This is a genomic window from Streptomyces sp. Y1, from assembly GCF_041053115.1.
Lineage (GTDB): Bacteria > Actinomycetota > Actinomycetes > Streptomycetales > Streptomycetaceae > Kitasatospora > Kitasatospora rubellomurina.
This window is the reverse complement of record NZ_CP163445.1, coordinates 4,790,557-4,805,897: the sequence shown is the minus strand read 5'-3', so window position 1 is coordinate 4,805,897 and position 15,341 is coordinate 4,790,557. Positions and strand designations below refer to the sequence as shown.

7 protein-coding genes are annotated in these 15,341 nt (G+C 74.2%); 1 reads left to right on the top strand and 6 read right to left on the bottom strand.

Annotated features, from left to right (window positions below; all coding sequences use genetic code 11):
- Positions 1–213: 213 nt before the first annotated feature.
- Entirely contained in the window at positions 214–1,416 is a 1,203-nt protein-coding gene (locus AB2U05_RS20740; RefSeq protein WP_369183921.1) for a ricin-type beta-trefoil lectin domain protein, read from the bottom strand.
- A gap of 26 nt (positions 1,417–1,442) precedes the next feature.
- Entirely contained in the window at positions 1,443–3,284 is a 1,842-nt protein-coding gene (locus AB2U05_RS20735; protein WP_369183920.1) for a protein kinase, read from the bottom strand.
- 404 nt (positions 3,285–3,688) lie between these two features.
- Between AB2U05_RS20735 and AB2U05_RS20730 the strand changes: the two genes are divergently transcribed.
- Positions 3,689–6,562, top strand: coding sequence for an FHA domain-containing protein (locus AB2U05_RS20730; protein WP_045695886.1), 2,874 nt, complete (start codon positions 3,689–3,691; stop codon positions 6,560–6,562).
- Positions 6,563–6,660: 98 nt separating this feature from the next.
- Here the strand turns inward: AB2U05_RS20730 and AB2U05_RS20725 are convergent, their stop codons facing one another.
- The 4 genes from AB2U05_RS20725 to AB2U05_RS20710 all read right to left on the bottom strand — a co-directional run bounded on the left by AB2U05_RS20725 (position 6,661) and on the right by AB2U05_RS20710 (position 15,331).
- Complete coding sequence (locus AB2U05_RS20725) at positions 6,661–7,491, bottom strand: hypothetical protein (RefSeq protein WP_157882086.1); 831 nt, start codon at positions 7,489–7,491, stop codon at positions 6,661–6,663.
- Between the two features lie 155 nt (positions 7,492–7,646).
- On the bottom strand, positions 7,647–12,593 hold the full coding sequence (locus AB2U05_RS20720) for an NAD-glutamate dehydrogenase (RefSeq protein WP_045695756.1): 4,947 nt from the start codon (positions 12,591–12,593) through the stop codon (positions 7,647–7,649).
- Positions 12,594–12,880: 287 nt separating this feature from the next.
- Positions 12,881–14,506 carry an L-glutamate gamma-semialdehyde dehydrogenase gene (pruA, locus tag AB2U05_RS20715; protein ID WP_369185974.1) on the bottom strand — a complete coding sequence of 542 codons (1,626 nt, stop codon included), beginning with the start codon at positions 14,504–14,506 and terminating at the stop codon, positions 12,881–12,883.
- Between the two features lie 168 nt (positions 14,507–14,674).
- Entirely contained in the window at positions 14,675–15,331 is a 657-nt protein-coding gene (locus tag AB2U05_RS20710) for an HAD family hydrolase (RefSeq protein WP_369183919.1), read from the bottom strand.
- Positions 15,332–15,341 lie beyond the last annotated feature (10 nt).

Sequence of the window (15,341 nt, the reverse complement as noted above, 5' to 3'; positions counted from 1 at the left end):
CCGTGGGCGGCGCGGGAGCGCTCCGGCGGGCCGGAACGCTCGGTGGGGCGGGACAACAGCGACCAACCTACGCGCCCCGAGCCCCTGTGCGGGGCGCCTGAGGGGGCTCGGGCGGCACTCTCGGGCGGGAAATCTCGTGAATTGTCGACAAAGCGTCAATCTCATTGCCAGGCCGGGACACGGGGCTCCGGGACGGAACCCCGCGGCGGGGCGTCAGCGCACCGAGGTCGGCAGCGTCCACCGCTGCCCGGGCGAGCCGTCGCAGCCGGCCAGGTCGGCGCTGCCGCCCGGCGCGGTGCCACCGGACGGGTCCCGCAGGCACCCCTGGGCGCCCTGGTTCCACAGCGCGCCGGCCAGGCCCACCAGCCACACGTGGTACGGCGAACCGTTGCAGGGGTTGAGCGAGGCCCGGTTGCCGTCGGTGCCCAGACACTTGCCGTTCTGCCGGACCGTGCCGTCGATCTCCACGCTCCACTGCTGGGCCGGCGAGCCGTCGCAGTCCAGGAGCGCCACCGGCTCCGGGCCGTCCGCCGGGCTGCCGTCCGGCGCGTAGGCCAGGCAGCGGCCGCCGGGGGCGCCGATCGGGCCCACCGGGCGGCCGGGGCGCACGTCGGTGGCGAAGGACTCGGTGCGCAGGCCGGTGCCCCCGCTCCAGACCTCGAAGCCGGCCTCCACCGAGATCAGGTACCAGTCCGGCTTCACCACCCCGCGCGCCACCGCGTCCCGGACGAAGGCCCGCAGGTCGAGGTCGGTGACCGAGGTGACCGGGGTCTGCGCCTGGTAGGCGACCATCGGCCACTGCTTGCCGTTGGCGGGGATGGTGAGCTGCCAGCTGGTGTAGCCGACCCCGCCGATGTTGGCGGTGCTGCCGGCGGGGCTCGCCGAGGCCGGGGTCCGGTTCAGCCAGATCATCAGCTCGGCGCCGTCCGGCTGGCCGTTGGCGGCGGGGGTCGCCGGGGTCGTGTTGAACCAGAGGTCGTACGCCACGTTGAAGTCGCCCCGGGCGGGCAGCGTGGTGGACCAGCTGCTGGTGGCCCGGCCCAGCTCGGAGGCCTTGACCGGCAGCGCGCTGCCCGGGGTGCAGGTGCCCCAGTGGCAGCCGTCGAAGATCTCCGGGTACGCGGCCGGGCCGGCCGGCGGGCTCGCGTTCGCCCGGGAGTCCAGGACGGTGAACCCGGCCCGGCCGTCCGTACCGAGGCACTGCGCGGCCCCGCCGTAGTTGTTGTTGTCCACCACGTACCGGCCGCCCGCGACCGGGACGGTCTCGTACTGCAGGCAGTGCGCGACCTCCGCCGCCGCGGCCGGGCCGGCCGGCAGCAGCAGCCCGGCCGCCGCGAGCACCGCGCCCATCAGCGCGGCGCCGGCGCGCCTCCCCAGCGCGCCCACGTCCAGCGCTCCCTTGTCCCGTGCACCCATGCCCCGTACCCCCCTGGTCCGATCGCTTATTTGTTCGAACTGCCGAAGATGTCGCCGACCCAGTCCCGCGCGGTGTCGAACCAGCTCACCACGTTGTCCCAGTAGTGCGGCAGCGGCGTGAAGTTCCACAGCGCCAGCGCGGCCACGGCGAGCACCAGCAGCACCATCAGGCAGCCCTTGAGGCAGCCCAGCCCCGGGATGTACATCCGGTTGCGGCTGCGCGGGCGCCGCTCGCGCGGCGGGGCGCTCTCCCGGCGGGGCGGCTCGTACGGCTCCTCCCGGCGCGGCGGCGCCGGCGGCTCGGCCCGGCGCGGCACCGGGGTGGGCGCGGGCGGCGGCGGGTAGCCGCCCTGCGGCTGCCCGTGCCCGGCCGGGGCCTGCCGGTAGCCGCCGGGCGGCTGCGGCCGGCCGGCCCCCTGCGGGCCCTGGCCGCCCTGGTTGACCTGGTAGGGCGGCGGGGCGACGGGCGGGCGCTGGGCGTAGCCGGGCGGCGGCGGGCCCTGGCGGCGCTGGTCGGGGTGGTAGCCGCCCGGGGCGCCCGGGGGCTGCGGCCGGCCCGCGCCCGGGTACGGCTGGCCGCCCTGCGGCGCCTGGTAGGGCGCCGGCGCGACCTGCGGCTCGTCGAAGTCCTCCGGGCCGAAGTAGCCGACCTGGGTCTGCTGGTTGCGGTCGCGGGCCGCGCGCAGCTGGGTCTGCCACGGGTGCGGCGCCTCCTCCTGCGGCCCGGGCGGCCCGGCGGGCGGGGGCGGCGGGACGGCGGTGGGCGGCATCACCTGGGTGCGGTCCTGGGCGCCGTACGGGGGCGCGGGCGGCGGCTGGGTGCCCATCACCCGGGTCGCCGCGGCCGGGTCGTAGTGGGAGGCCGGCGGGGCGGAGGGCAGCACCTGGGTGCGGTCGTCGGCGCCGGGCACGCCCGGCGGGACGGCCGGCACGCTGCCGGGGACGGCGGTCGGCTGCGGGTCCGGCAGCAGCAGGGCGCCGACCGCCAGCGCCTCGTCCACCGCCGCCGGGGAGGCGTGCACGCCGACGCCGGCCGCGACCACGCGCAGCGCCTGGGCCAGCGAGGTGGCACCCGGCCGCTGGGCCGGGTCCTTGCGCAGGCAGCGCTCGATCACCGTCCACAGCGGCTCGGGCATGGTGCTGGGCCGCTGCGGCTCCTGCGCCAGGTGGGCCTGGAGGACGGCCAGGGCGCCGTCGCCCTGGAACGGCTGCCGGCCGGTGACCAGCTCGTACAGCATGATCCCGGCGCCGTACACGTCCACCGCGGAGGTCTGCGGGCGGCCCTCGGCGGACTCCGGCGCGACGTACGCGGGGGTGCCGACGAACTCGTGGGTGCGGGTGATGCCCGGGGAGTCGGCGAGCCGGGCGATGCCGAAGTCGGTCAGCATCGGGTGCATCTGCTCGGTGCCGTCCACCAGGACGGAGGCGAGCAGCACGTTGGCCGGCTTGAGGTCGCGGTGGACGATCCCGTCCGCGTGGCTGGCCGCCAGCGCGTCCGCCACCTGGGCCATCAGCAGGGCTGCCGCGATCGGGCTGAAGGGGCCGTTGGCGCGCAGGTAGCGGGCCAGGTCGGGGCCCTCGACGAGGTCCATGACCAGGGCCAGCAGCTCGCCCTCCACCACCAGGTCGCGGACCCGGACGATGTTGGGGTGGGTCAGCCGCAGCAGCAGCGAGCGCTCGCGCAGGAAGCGCATCACGACGTCCGGGTCGGCCGCCAGCTCCTCGCGCAGCACCTTGATCGCCACCCGCTGCCCGGGCTCGCTGCCCGGCACCTGGACGTCCGCGCGCACCACGCCGCGCCAGACGGTGCCGGTGGCACCCCGTCCGAGGGTCTCATCGAGCAGATACTTGCTGCCGACTGGCCGCACCTTGTCGCACTCCTCGCCGTGCCGCCCGCGCGGGGCGCTCCTGCGCCCGTGCGGTGAGCGTGCCGGGCCGTGTCTGCGGCCACTCTAACGGTGCCCGTTCGGGTTTTCGGGGTGTCCTGCGGGCCATCCGAGCGGGGTTGGGGGAGATCCCCTAGGGGAGCCCCCGAGGCGGGCCGGGAGGGCCGGTCCGGAGGCGGTTGACCTGACCCTCCGTCGCCTCCACCATGGCGATGATCGCAAGATCGTCAAATCCGGTACCGTGCGCGGACCGTCCGTGACGGATGGCAGGATGGACACTCGCCACTCGTGTGGCCCAACGGGTCGCCGCAGCCGCCCGGCGCGGCCGCGACCACACCCGGCAGCGGTACCAGGCTTCACCCCAGCAGAAGGGACCCGCGGGCGAGATGCAGATCCGGCTGACCGTCCTCCGACCGCGCAGCGGCCCGGCCGCCGCCGGCTCCGCCATCCCCTACGTGGACGTGCTGGTCACCGCCCCCGTCGGCACCGCGCTCGGCGCCCTCGCGGGGGCGCTCGCGGGCGCCGTGGGCGTGCGCGGGCCGCGGGCCGCCACCCACGTGCACCTGTACGCCGGGGCGCACCGGGTGGACGAGCACACCCTGCTCGGCCACCCCCCGCTGCTCGACGGCGCCGTCCTCAGCCTCAACGAGCCCGACCCGACCGCCGACGACCCCGACGACACCCCCGCCACCGCCGAACTGCGCGTCGTCGGCGGGCCCGACGCCGGCGGCGTGCACCGGCTGCACGGCCGGGAGATCCGGATCGGCCGCTCCGGCGAGGCCGACGTCCCGCTCGACGACCCCGACGTCTCCCGGCTGCACCTCGCCCTCCACCTCGCCGAGGACGGCCGGGTCACCGTCCGGGACCTCGGCTCCACCAACGGCACCACCCTCGACGGCCGGATCGTCCCGCCCGGCCCCACCGAGGAGGCCGTCCCGCTGGAACCCGGCGCGCTGCTGCGGATCGGCGAGTCCACCCTGCAGCTGGTCGTGCCCGACCCGGCCGAGACCGGCCCCGCCCGCGCCGCCCTGCCGGACGGCCACGGCCACCTCCAGCTCGCCGCCCCCGGCCCGACCCGGCCCGCGCCCCCGGTCGTCGAACCGCCCGCCGCCCCGGAACCGGCCCCCGGCCGGGGCCGCGGCCTGTTCTCGCTGCTGCCCGGCCGCGCCGCCGAACCGCCCGGCCAGGAGAGCGCCGAGCGCCACCACGCGGCCGTCCGGCTGCGCCAGACCGCCGCCCAGCGCGAACGCTTCCCCGACCCCGCGACCCTGCTGCTCAATGCCGTCGGCCCCGGCCCGCGGCTGTGGGAGCGCGGCCCCGGCCACCCCGACGCGCTCACCCTGCGCCTGGGCACCGCCGACCGGCCCGGCGGCCCCGGCACCACGCCCGGCACCCTGCTGCCCGCCGTCCCCGTCACCCTCGACCTGCAGACCGCCGGCAGCCTCGGCCTCAGCGGCCCGCGCGAGCGGCTCGACGCGCTCACCCGCGCCGTCGTCGCCCAGCTCGCCGCCCTGCACCCGCCCACCGGCCTCAGCCTCGTCGTGGTCGACGCCGACCCGGCCCGCACCCCCGAGGACCGCGCCGACACCTGGGCCTGGGCCCTGTGGCTGCCGCACCTGCGCCCGGTCGACGGCCAGGACTGCCGGCTGCTGCTCGGCCTCGACGACGAGCAGGCCACCGCGCGGCTCACCGAGCTCACCGCCCGGCTCAGCGGCCCGACCGGCCTCGGCGGCCACCCCGCCACCGTCGTCGTGGTCGACGGCCGCCCGGCCACCGAGGCCGCCCGGCAGGCCCTCGACCTGCTGCTGCGCCAGGGCCCGGCGGTCGGCATCTTCCCGATCTGCCTCGCCGAGCAGCCCGAGCTGCTCCCCCGCGGCCTCGGCGCCACCGCCCTCGTCACCGGCGAGGTCGGCACCCACCTCTCGCTCGACCGCCCGGTCGCACGCGGCCGCGAGACCCTGCACGAGATCTCGCTCGACGCCGTCTCCGACGCCTGGGCCGAGCGCCTCGCCCGGGTCCTCGCCCCGCTGCGCGAGGCCACCCCCTCCGCCCGGGGACCGCTGCCCGACGCGCTGCGCCTGCTCGACCTGCTGCAGCTCGACACCGTCACCCCGGCCAAGCTCTCCGCCCGCTGGGCCGCGCACGCCAGCGGCATCGGCGCCGCCACCGCGCTGCTCGGCACCACCCGGGACGAGCTCTGCACCCTGGACCTCGCCGACCCCGACCTCGCCCTCCCCTCCCCCGACCCGGGCGGCCCGCACCTGCTCATCGGCGGCGCCAGAGGCTCCGGCAAGACGGAGCTGCTGCGCACCCTGATCGCCTCGCTCGCCGTCTCCGAACGGCCCGAGCGCCTCGCCGTCACCCTCGTCGAGGGCCGCAGCGTCGCGGACGGCCAGGACGGACTGGACGGCTGCACCGAGCTTCCGCACGTCACCGGGCGGGTCAACGCCGCCGACGACCCGCGCGCCGCACTGCTCGCCGCGGAGGCCCTGGAGGACGAACTCACCCTGCGGGAGCGGCTGTTCGACGGGCTGGACTTCGCCTCCTGGCACGCCGCGCGCATCCTGGACGGGCACGGCCTGGACGGGCACGGGCTGGACACGAGCGCGGGCCTGGACGGGCAGGGCGCCGCCGCCCCGCAGGTCCCGGTGCCCGCCGCGGTCGGCGCCCGGACCGCGCCGGCGCCCCGGATCGTCCCGCCGCGCGGCCCCGACTCGCCCCTGCCGGCCGCGCCCGTCCCACCCCCCGGCCCCGCCCCGGCCCGGCTGGTCGTCGTCGTCGACGACTACGACGCGCTGCTCTCCCCCACCTCCCCGGTCGGCCGGCCGCTCGCCCGCGCCCTCGCCGCCGTCGCCCGCCGCGGCGGCCCGCTCGGCGTCCACCTGGCCGTCGCCACCGGCCGCCCGGAGGAGAGCGCCGGCACCGAGGTCGACGAGGCCGCCCTGCTGCGCATCGCGCTGCGCACCGAGGACCCGGCCGACTCCGACCTGCTGATCCACCTCGGCGACGCCGCCGCCCTCCCCGAGGACACCCCCGGCCGCGGCTACCTCCGCCTGCCGGACGGCGGCGTCACGGCCTTCCAGACCGCCCGGATCAGCGGCCGCATCCCCCGCACCGCGACGCTGCGCCCGACCGTCGTCGCCATCGACCCGCTCCAGCTCGGCGCCCCGCCCGCCCGCCGGCCCGTCCGCGAGCTCGGCAACGGCCCGACCGACCTGGCCCTGCTGGCCAGCGCCCTCCAGCGCGCCGCCTCGCGCTGAGCCGAGGTCGGCCGCACCGGCTTCCCGCGCGGAACGCGTGAGGGCGGGGCCGGAGTCCGAGGGCTCCGGCCCCGCCCTCACGGCGGCGGATCAGCGCGTCAGGCGGTGCACTTGACGGTGCGGTTGACCAGGGCCATGCCGGTGACCTTGGCGCCGTCCACGGTGAACTCGTACTGCCAGCCCTGCTGGCCGTCCACCGGCAGCTCGTACGCGCCGGCCTTGTTCTTCTGCAGGCCCTTGGCGCCGTAGGCCTGCTGGAGGGCGTCCAGGGTGGAGCCGGCGCCGATGCCCTCGGCGGTCCTCGCCTCGGCCGGGGCGACGAGTTCGCGCAGGCCGGAGGCGGCGAAGGAGGCGCGGCCGGCGGTGAGGAAGGCCTTGTCCCGGGCCTCGCGGGCGAGCAGCATGTCGACGCTGGACTGGGCCGCGTCGGCCATCAGCTTGGCACTGGCGGCGGACTGCTGGGCCGCGTCGGCCGAGTTCGCGGCCGCGGCCGCGGCGTCCTTGGCGGAGGCGCCGGGCGGCAGCGTCCCGGCCGGGGCCGGGGCCTTGCCGGCGGCCGCGTCGGCCTTGGCGTTGAGGTCCTTGTAGCGGGCCTCGGTGGCCGCCTCGGCGTCCATCCGGGTCTTGTCGGGCGCCGGGCCGCCCTTGTACGCGAAGTCGGTGCAGCCGTCGAGCAGCGACACCGGGGCGGCCTCCAGGGCGCCGCCGGCCAGGGCCGCGTCCTTGGTGACGCCCGGCTTCAGGCCGCGGTAGCCGGCCGCCGAGAAGGCCTCCGGCCCCTTGCTGCTGGGCGCCGCCGAGGCGGTGGCGGCGGAGTCGGCCTTCGCCCCGTCCTTCTTGTCGTCGGAACACGCCGCCGCCCCGGCGACGAGCAGCGCCACCGAGATCCCCGCGCCCACCGCGCGGATCGGCCCGCGATGCGTCCTCATGTCATGACCCCCCTGATCGATTGTGGATCACTCTATCGAGGGCGCGAGGGCGCTCCTCAACCGGATTCCCAGGCACTCCGTACCCGGTCGCCCCGGAAACGGCGGTGGGGCCCGCGTCCGAGGACGCGGGCCCCACGAGGGCCGTCAGCCGACCGTCAGCGCATCGTGCCGGTGCGCAGGAGCGTGCGGATGACCCGCATCGCGACGGAGAGGCTGGACAGCTCGTAGTTGTCCGAACCCCTTATGTCGTCGAGGGTGCTCTTGGCCCGGTTCAGCAGGGTCCCGTTGAGCTCCGCCCAGGCGGTGTAGCGCTCCTCCGGGGTGGCGCCCTCGGGGCCGCAGGCCAGGATGTCGGCGGTCAGCGCCGCGTGCGCCGCGAAGAGGTCCTCGCGGATCGCGGCCCGGGCCATCGACGACCAGCGGTCGGTGCGGGGCAGGTCGATGATGCGGTCCAGCAGGTGCGAGATCTGCAGGCGGTCGCCCAGGTCGTAGTACAGCTCGGCGACCTCGGCGACGTCCTTGCCGGAGCGGTCCGCGACCTCGGTGATGTCCAGGGTCGGGAAGACCGAGGACAGCCCGGCGATCCGGGTGGCCAGGTCCTCCGGCACGCCGGCCCCGGCGAGCTCGTTGTAGATCGACTCGAACCAGGCCAGGTCCTCGCCGCGCAGCGGCTTGGGCAGCGAGCCCCAGACCTGGTTGACCCGGTCGTGGAAGAACTCGATGGTGCCGGCGATGTCGAGCGGCTGGCGGCGGTTGTTGAGCATCCACCGGGTGGCGCGCTCGACCAGGCGGCGCGAGTGCAACCGCATCTTGGTCTGGACGCGGGCCGCGACCTGGTTGTCCAGGCCCTCGATCTCGGCCCAGGCCTCCTCCAGGCCGAAGACGGCCCGCGCGGCGGTGTGGGTCCGGGCGATCTCCTCGTAGGTCGCGCCGGTCTCCTCCTTCAGCCGGAAGGCGAAGGTGCAACCGCCGCGGTTGATCGTGTCGTTCACGATCAGGGTGGTGATGATCTCGCGGCGCAGCGCGTGGCTGTCGATCGCGTCGGCGAACCTCGCCCGCAGCGCGCTCGGGAAGTACTCGTGCAGCGCGGTGCGGAAGTACGGGTCGTCCGGCAGGTCGGTGGCCAGCAGCTCCTCGGCCAGGATGATCTTGGTGTAGGCGAGCAGGACGGACATCTCGGGCTGGGAGAGCCCGCGGCCGTTCTGCTGGCGCTCTCGGATCTGGCGCTCGGTGGGCAGGAACTCCAGGCCCCGGTCGAGCTGGCCGGCCGCCTCGAAGCGGTTGATCATCCGGGCGTGGACGTTGACCATGCTGTGCGCCTGGGAGACGGCGTTGGCCAGCACCACGTTCTGCGCGTAGTTGTTGCGCAGCACCAGGTGGCCGACCTCGTCGGTCATCTCGGCGAGCAGCGCGTTGCGCTGCTTGACGGTCATGTCGCCCTCGGCGACGACCTGGTTGAGCAGGATCTTGATGTTGACCTCGTGGTCCGAGGTGTCCACACCGGCCGAGTTGTCGATCGCGTCGGTGTTGATCCAGCCGCCGGCGCCCTCGGGGCCGCCGGAGGCCGCGTACTCGATGCGGCCGAGCTGGGTGCAACCGAGGTTGCCGCCCTCGCCGATGACCCGGGCCCGGACCTGCTCGCCGTTGACGCGGATGGCGTCGTTGGCCTTGTCGCCGACCTCGGCGTTGGTCTCGCTGGAGGCCTTGACGTAGGTGCCGATGCCGCCGTTCCAGAACAGGTCGACGGGCGCCTGCAGGACGGCCTTCATCAGCTCGGCCGGGGTGAGGCGGGTCTCCTGGACGCCGAGCGCGGCCCGGACCTGCGCGCTGAGCTGGATCGACTTGGCGCTGCGGGGGAAGACCCCGCCGCCGGCCGAGATCAGCGACTTGTCGTAGTCGTCCCAGGAGCTGCGCGGCAGGTCGAACAGGCGGCGGCGCTCGGCGTACGAGGCGGCCGCGTCCGGGTTCGGGTCGAGGAAGATGTGGCGGTGGTCGAAGGCGGCGACCAGGCGGATGTGCTCGCTGAGCAGCATGCCGTTGCCGAAGACGTCGCCGGACATGTCGCCGATGCCGATGACGGTGAAGTCCTCGGTCTGGGTGTCGACGCCGAGCTCGCGGAAGTTGCGCTTGACCGACTCCCAGGCGCCGCGGGCGGTGATGCCCATGCCCTTGTGGTCGTAGCCGGCCGAGCCGCCGGAGGCGAAGGCGTCGCCCAGCCAGAAGCCGTACGACTCCGCGACGCCGTTGGCGATGTCGGAGAAGGTCGCGGTGCCCTTGTCGGCGGCGACGACCAGGTAGGTGTCGTCCTCGTCGTGGCGGACCACGTCGGCCGGGTGGACGACCTCGCCGGCCACCAGGTTGTCGGTGATGTCCAGCAGCGCCGAGATGAAGGTCTTGTACGAGGAGATGCCCTCGGCCAGCCAGGCGTCGCGGTCCACCGACGGGTCCGGCAGCTGCTTGGCGACGAAGCCGCCCTTGGCGCCGACCGGCACGATGACGGTGTTCTTGACCATCTGGGCCTTGACCAGGCCGAGGATCTCGGTGCGGAAGTCCTCGCGCCGGTCGGACCAGCGCAGACCGCCGCGGGCGACCTTGCCGAAGCGCAGGTGCACGCCCTCGACCTGCGGCGAGTACACCCAGATCTCGAACGCCGGGCGCGGGGCCGGCAGGTCCGGGATGGCCTTCGGGTCGAACTTCATCGACACGTAGGAGTGCCACGCGCCGGAGCCGTCGTGCTGGAAGAAGTTGGTCCGCAGGGTGGCCTTGATGAGGTGCAGGAAGGAGCGCAGGATGCGGTCCTCGTCCAGCGACACGACCTCGTCGAGCGCGCCGGACAGCTCCTCCAGGATGCCCTCGGTCAGCTCGGCGGCGCCCTGCTGGTGGCCCGGGCTCAGCCGCGCCTCGAACAGGTTGACCAGCAGCCGGGTGGTGTGGGTGTTGTTGCGGAGCGCGTCCTCCATGTAGTCCTGGGAGAACGTGGAACCCGCCTGGCGCAGGTACTTGGCGTACGCGCGCAGCACCGTCGCCTGGCGCCAGGTGAGCCCGGCGGTCAGGACCAGCTCGTTGAAGCCGTCGTTCTCGGCCTTGCCGGTCCAGGTGGCGGCGAAGGTCTCCTGGAAGCGCTCGCGGGCCTCGTCGGTCAGCTCGGTGGCCTCGCGCAGCTTCAGGCCGAAGTCGTACACCCACGCGGTGGTGCCGTCCGAGCGGCGCAGCGCGTACGGGTGCTCGTCCAGCACCTCGACGCCCAGGCGCTGGAGCACCGGCAGGACCTCGGTGAGCGAGATCGGGCCGCCGACCCGGTAGATCTTGAAGCGGCGCTCGTCGTCGCCCGCGCCGACCGGCTGGTACAGGTTCAGGCGGAAGTCGCCCGCGCCGTGCAGCGACTCGATCTGCTTGATGTCGGAGACGGCGGTGCGCGGCGGGAAGTCGGCGCGGTAGCCGTCCGGGAAGGCGTTGGCGTACTTGTGGCCGAGCTCGGCGGCCTTCTCCTCGCCCAGTTCGGTGTGCAGCTGGTCGTGGAAGCCATCCATCCAGAAGCGGGCGGCGTCGGCGAGCCGGTTCTCGATCCGCTCGATGTCGGTGTCGGTCAGCTGCGGCAGCTCGGTGCCGGGGGCGACCCGGACGACGAAGTGCAGACGGGTCAGCACCGACTCGGTGGCGTACACCGTGTAGTCGATGGTGGCGCCGTTCAGCTCCTCCTTGAGGATGTCGGTGAGCAGCAGCCGGATGCGCGTGGTGTAGCGGTCGCGCGGCAGGTAGACGAAGGCCGAGAAGTAGCGCCCGTACTCGTCCTGGCGCAGGAAGAGGCGCAGCTTACGGCGCTCCTGCAGGTAGAGCACGCTGGTGGCGATCGAGAGCAGCTCGGAGGCCGGGGTCTGGAAGATCTCGTCCCGGGGGAAGGTCTCCATGATCTGCAGCAGGTCGCGGCCGTCGTGGCTCTCGCTGGAGAAGCCGGAGCCGTCCAGCACGGCCTGGACCTTGCGGCGCACGACCGGGATGCGGGTGACCGACTCGGTGTACGCGGCGGAGGAGAACAGGCCGAGGAAGCGGCGCTCGCCGATCGGCTCGCCGGCGGCGTTGAACTTCTTCACGCCGACGTAGTCGAGGTAGGCCGGGCGGTGCACGGTGGCGCGGCTGTTGGCCTTGGTGAGGACGAGCAGCTTCTTCTCGTGGGCCTTGGCACGCACCGGCGCGGAGAGCCGGCCGAAGGCCTCACTGACGGAGTGGTGGCGGTCGTCGTGGCTGTGCGGGTCGGAGCGCAGGATGCCCAGGCCCGTCCCGGCGACGGCCTTGAGGACCTCCTCGCCCTCGTGCTCGACCAGGTCGTACTCGCGGTAGCCGAGGAAGGTGAAGTGGTCGTCGGCGAGCCAGCGCATCAGCTCCCAGGCCTCGCCGACCTCCTGCTCGGGCAGGCCGGCCGGGGGCTCCTCGGCCAGCTCGTCGGCCAGGCGCAGCGCGCTGTCGCGCATCTTGCCCCAGTCCTCGACGACCTCGCGGACGTCGCCGAGCACGCGGCGCAGGTTGGTCTCGATGGTGCGCAGGTCGTCGCGGTCGGTCTCGCGGTCGATCTCGATGTGCATCCACGACTCGACGGTCGCGTCGGCGGGCCACTCGGTGCCGGCGGCCTGGCTGCGGGCGCAGGCGTCGACGTCCAGGATCTCCAGCAGCTTGCCGGTGATGTCACGGCGGACGACCAGCTGGGGGTGGATCACGAGGTGGATCGCGCGGTCCTGGCGGGACAGCTCGTTGGTGACGGAGTCGACCAGGAACGGCATGTCGTCGGTGACGACCTCGACCACGGTGTGGCCGCAGGACCAGCCGTTCTCCTCGACCGAGGGGGTGTGCACCCGCACCTCGGCGGTGCCCTGCGGGCGCTTGAGGCCCAGGCGGTAGTGGGAGGCGGCCGCGCCGTAGACGTCGACCGGGTCGTGGTCGACCAGGTCCTCGGGCGCGGTGTGGAGGTAGTAGTGGTGCAGGTACGCGGTCAGAGCGCCGTTGCTCAGACCCTCTCCCGGCGCCGCTCCCCCTACCTGGCTGTTCTCAGCGGCTGCGGCTGCCTTCTTGAGCAGTTCGGCCTTGGCTGCGTCCAGCTTGGTCTGCATGACTTCTTGGCTCCTGTCGCGCGCCGTTGCGTGACTCGGTGGTGTGTGGATGTACACCGCCGGGTCTCCCGCAATCCTGCCGCACCGTCCGACTGAAAGGGGCTCATGGCACGCATGAAACGCCCTGCCAGCGGGTAGGACGACTCGTTCGTCCTGCGAAGCCACCCGACGACGCCAGTCAGCCTAACCGGATCAATCGAAGGTGCACAGGGACAGGTAGGCGCAATCCCGTAGGAAGTCCGGGCCGTCCTGGACAGCATGTCCAATCCGGAGCCGGATGTTCGCTTTCAGCCCATATGCGGGTAACCGTGCTGGGTGGGCGGGACGAAGGTCTCCTTGATCGACCGGGCCGAGGTCCAGCGCAGCAGGTTCTGGGCGGCACCGGCCTTGTCGTTGGTCCCGGAGGCCCGGGAGCCGCCGAAGGGCTGCTGTCCGACGACCGCTCCGGTGGGTTTGTCGTTGATGTAGAAGTTTCCGGCGGTGAAGCGCAGTTCCTCCACGGCCTGGGCGATGACGTAACGGTCCTGTGCGATCACCGCGCCGGTCAGGCCGTACGGCGCGCCGGCGTCGACCCGGCCGAGCACGTCGTCCCAGCGGGAGTCCTCGTAGACGTGGATCGCGAGGATCGGGCCGAAGTACTCGGTGCGGAAGATCTCGCCCCGGTGGTCGGAGGAGACCAGGACGGTCGGGCGGACGAACCAGCCGATCGCGTCGTCGTACTGCCCGCCGGCGGCCAGCTCGATCGTCGGGTCGGCCTTCGCCCGGTCGATCGCGTCGCGGTTCCGCTCGAAGGCGCGCCGGTCGATCAGGGCGCCCATGAAGTTGGACAGGTCGGTGACGTCGCCCACGGCGAGCGCGTCCACCTCGGTCAGGAAGTCGTCCTTGATCTTCTGCCAGAGGCTGCGCGGCAGGTAGGCGCGGGAGAGCGCCGAGCACTTCTGGCCCTGGTACTCGAAGGCGCCGCGGATCAGCGCCGTCCTCAGGATGTCCGGATCGGCCGAGCGGTGGGCCAGCAGGAAGTCCTTGCCGCCGGTCTCGCCGACGATCCTCGGGTACGTGCGGTAGCCGCCGATGTTCGCGCCGATGGTCTGCCAGAGCGACTGGAAGGTGGCGGTGGAGCCGGTGAAGTGCAGCCCGGCGAGCGCCGGGTCGGCCAGCGCCACCGGGGAGACCTGCAGGCCGTCGCCGGTGACCAGGTTGATCACCCCGGGCGGCAGGCCGGCCGCCTCCAGCAGCCGCATCAGGTGGTACGCGGCCAGGGTCTGGGTCGGCGCGGGCTTCCAGACCACGGTGTTGCCCATCAGCGCGGGGGCGGTGGGCAGGTTCCCGGCGATCGCGGTGAAGTTGAACGGAGTGATCGCGTAGACGAAACCTTCCAGCGGACGGTGGTCGACCCGGTTCCACACCCCCGGCGAGGAGATCGGCTGGTCGGCCAGGACCTGCCGGGCGAAACCGACGTTGAACCGCCAGAAGTCGATCAGCTCGCAGGCGGAGTCGATCTCGGCCTGCTGCACGGTCTTCGACTGGCCGAGCATGGTGGCCGCGTTGAGGGTGTCCCGCCAGGGCCCGGCCAGCAGGTCGGCGGCGCGCAGGAAGACCGCCGCGCGGTCGTCGAAGGACAGCGAGCGCCACTGCCGCCCGGCGGCCAGCGCCGCGTCCACCGCCGCCCGGGCGTCCTCCCGCGTCGCGTTGCCGAGCACGCCCAGCTTGGCCGCGTGGTGGTGCGGCTGGACGACGTCGATCCGCTCGCCGCCGCCGAAGCGCTGCTCGCCGCCGATGGTCATCGGCAGCGGGACCTGCTCGGCCGCGAGCTCGTCCAGCCGCCGGACCAGCCGCGCCCGCTCCGGGCTGCCGGGCGGGTAGCTCCGCACCGGCTCGTTGACCGGGGTCGGCACCTCGGTGACTGCGTCGATGGGCATGGCGGCTCCGTCCTTGCGGCGGGTGGGGACGCAGTCCAGCCTGACCAGCCGCGGCGGGTTCCGCCCGTTCAGACACGCGGACGGCGGACGTGGCGCCCGCCACTCCGGCCGGCGCGCGGGCCGTCCCGGGCCGGCCGTCCGCGCGACCGCTCGCCCGCTCGCTCAGCCCGTGAGCCGCCCGGCCAGCTCGACGGCCTCGGCCAGGGTGTCCACCACCGGGACGCCGACCGGCTCCAGCTTCTCCCGGGTGTGCGAGCCGCCGGTGTACAGCACCGCGCGGGCACCCGCGTGCAACGCCGCCAGGGCGTCGTCCGCGGCGTCGCCGATCAGCACCGTCCGGGCCGGGTCGACCCGCTCGCCGAGCTCGGCGAGGTGCCGGGTCAGCTGCTCCGCCTTCTTCCCGCCGGACGGGCCGCTGCGGCCGTCCACCCGCAGGAAGCGGTCGGCCAGCCCGAAGGCGTCGACCAGCGGCACCAGCTTGTCGTGCTCGTACATCGACAGCAGCGACTGGCTGTGCCCGGCCGCCTGCCAGTCCGCCAGCAGCTCGCGCACGCCCTCGGTGAGCCCGCAGGCGGGGCTGAGCTCCAGGTAGCGGTCGTGGAAGGCGTCGTCGAGCCGCAGCCACTCCTCCTGGGAGGGCACCCGGCCGAGCAGCCGCTGGTAGAACCGCGGGATCGGGACCTCGTACTGCTCCCGGTACTCCTGCAGCGTCATCGGGTCGATGCCGATGGTCGCGAACGCGGCGTTGCTGGCGCCGAGGACGGCGTCCATGTCGTGGAAGAGGGTGCCGTTCCAGTCCCAAACGATGTGAGTGCGCACGGGGGCCAAC

Excerpts from the sequence above, each read along its gene's own strand:
- AB2U05_RS20740 (WP_369183921.1), bottom strand. The coding sequence starts at position 1,416 with ATGGGTGCACGGGACAAGGGAGCGCTGGACGTGGGCGCGCTGGGGAGG.
- AB2U05_RS20730 (WP_045695886.1), top strand. The coding sequence starts at position 3,689 with ATGCAGATCCGGCTGACCGTCCTCCGACCGCGCAGCGGCCCGGCCGCC.
- AB2U05_RS20725 (WP_157882086.1), bottom strand. The coding sequence starts at position 7,491 with ATGAGGACGCATCGCGGGCCGATCCGCGCGGTGGGCGCGGGGATCTCG.
- AB2U05_RS20720 (WP_045695756.1), bottom strand. The coding sequence starts at position 12,593 with ATGCAGACCAAGCTGGACGCAGCCAAGGCCGAACTGCTCAAGAAGGCA.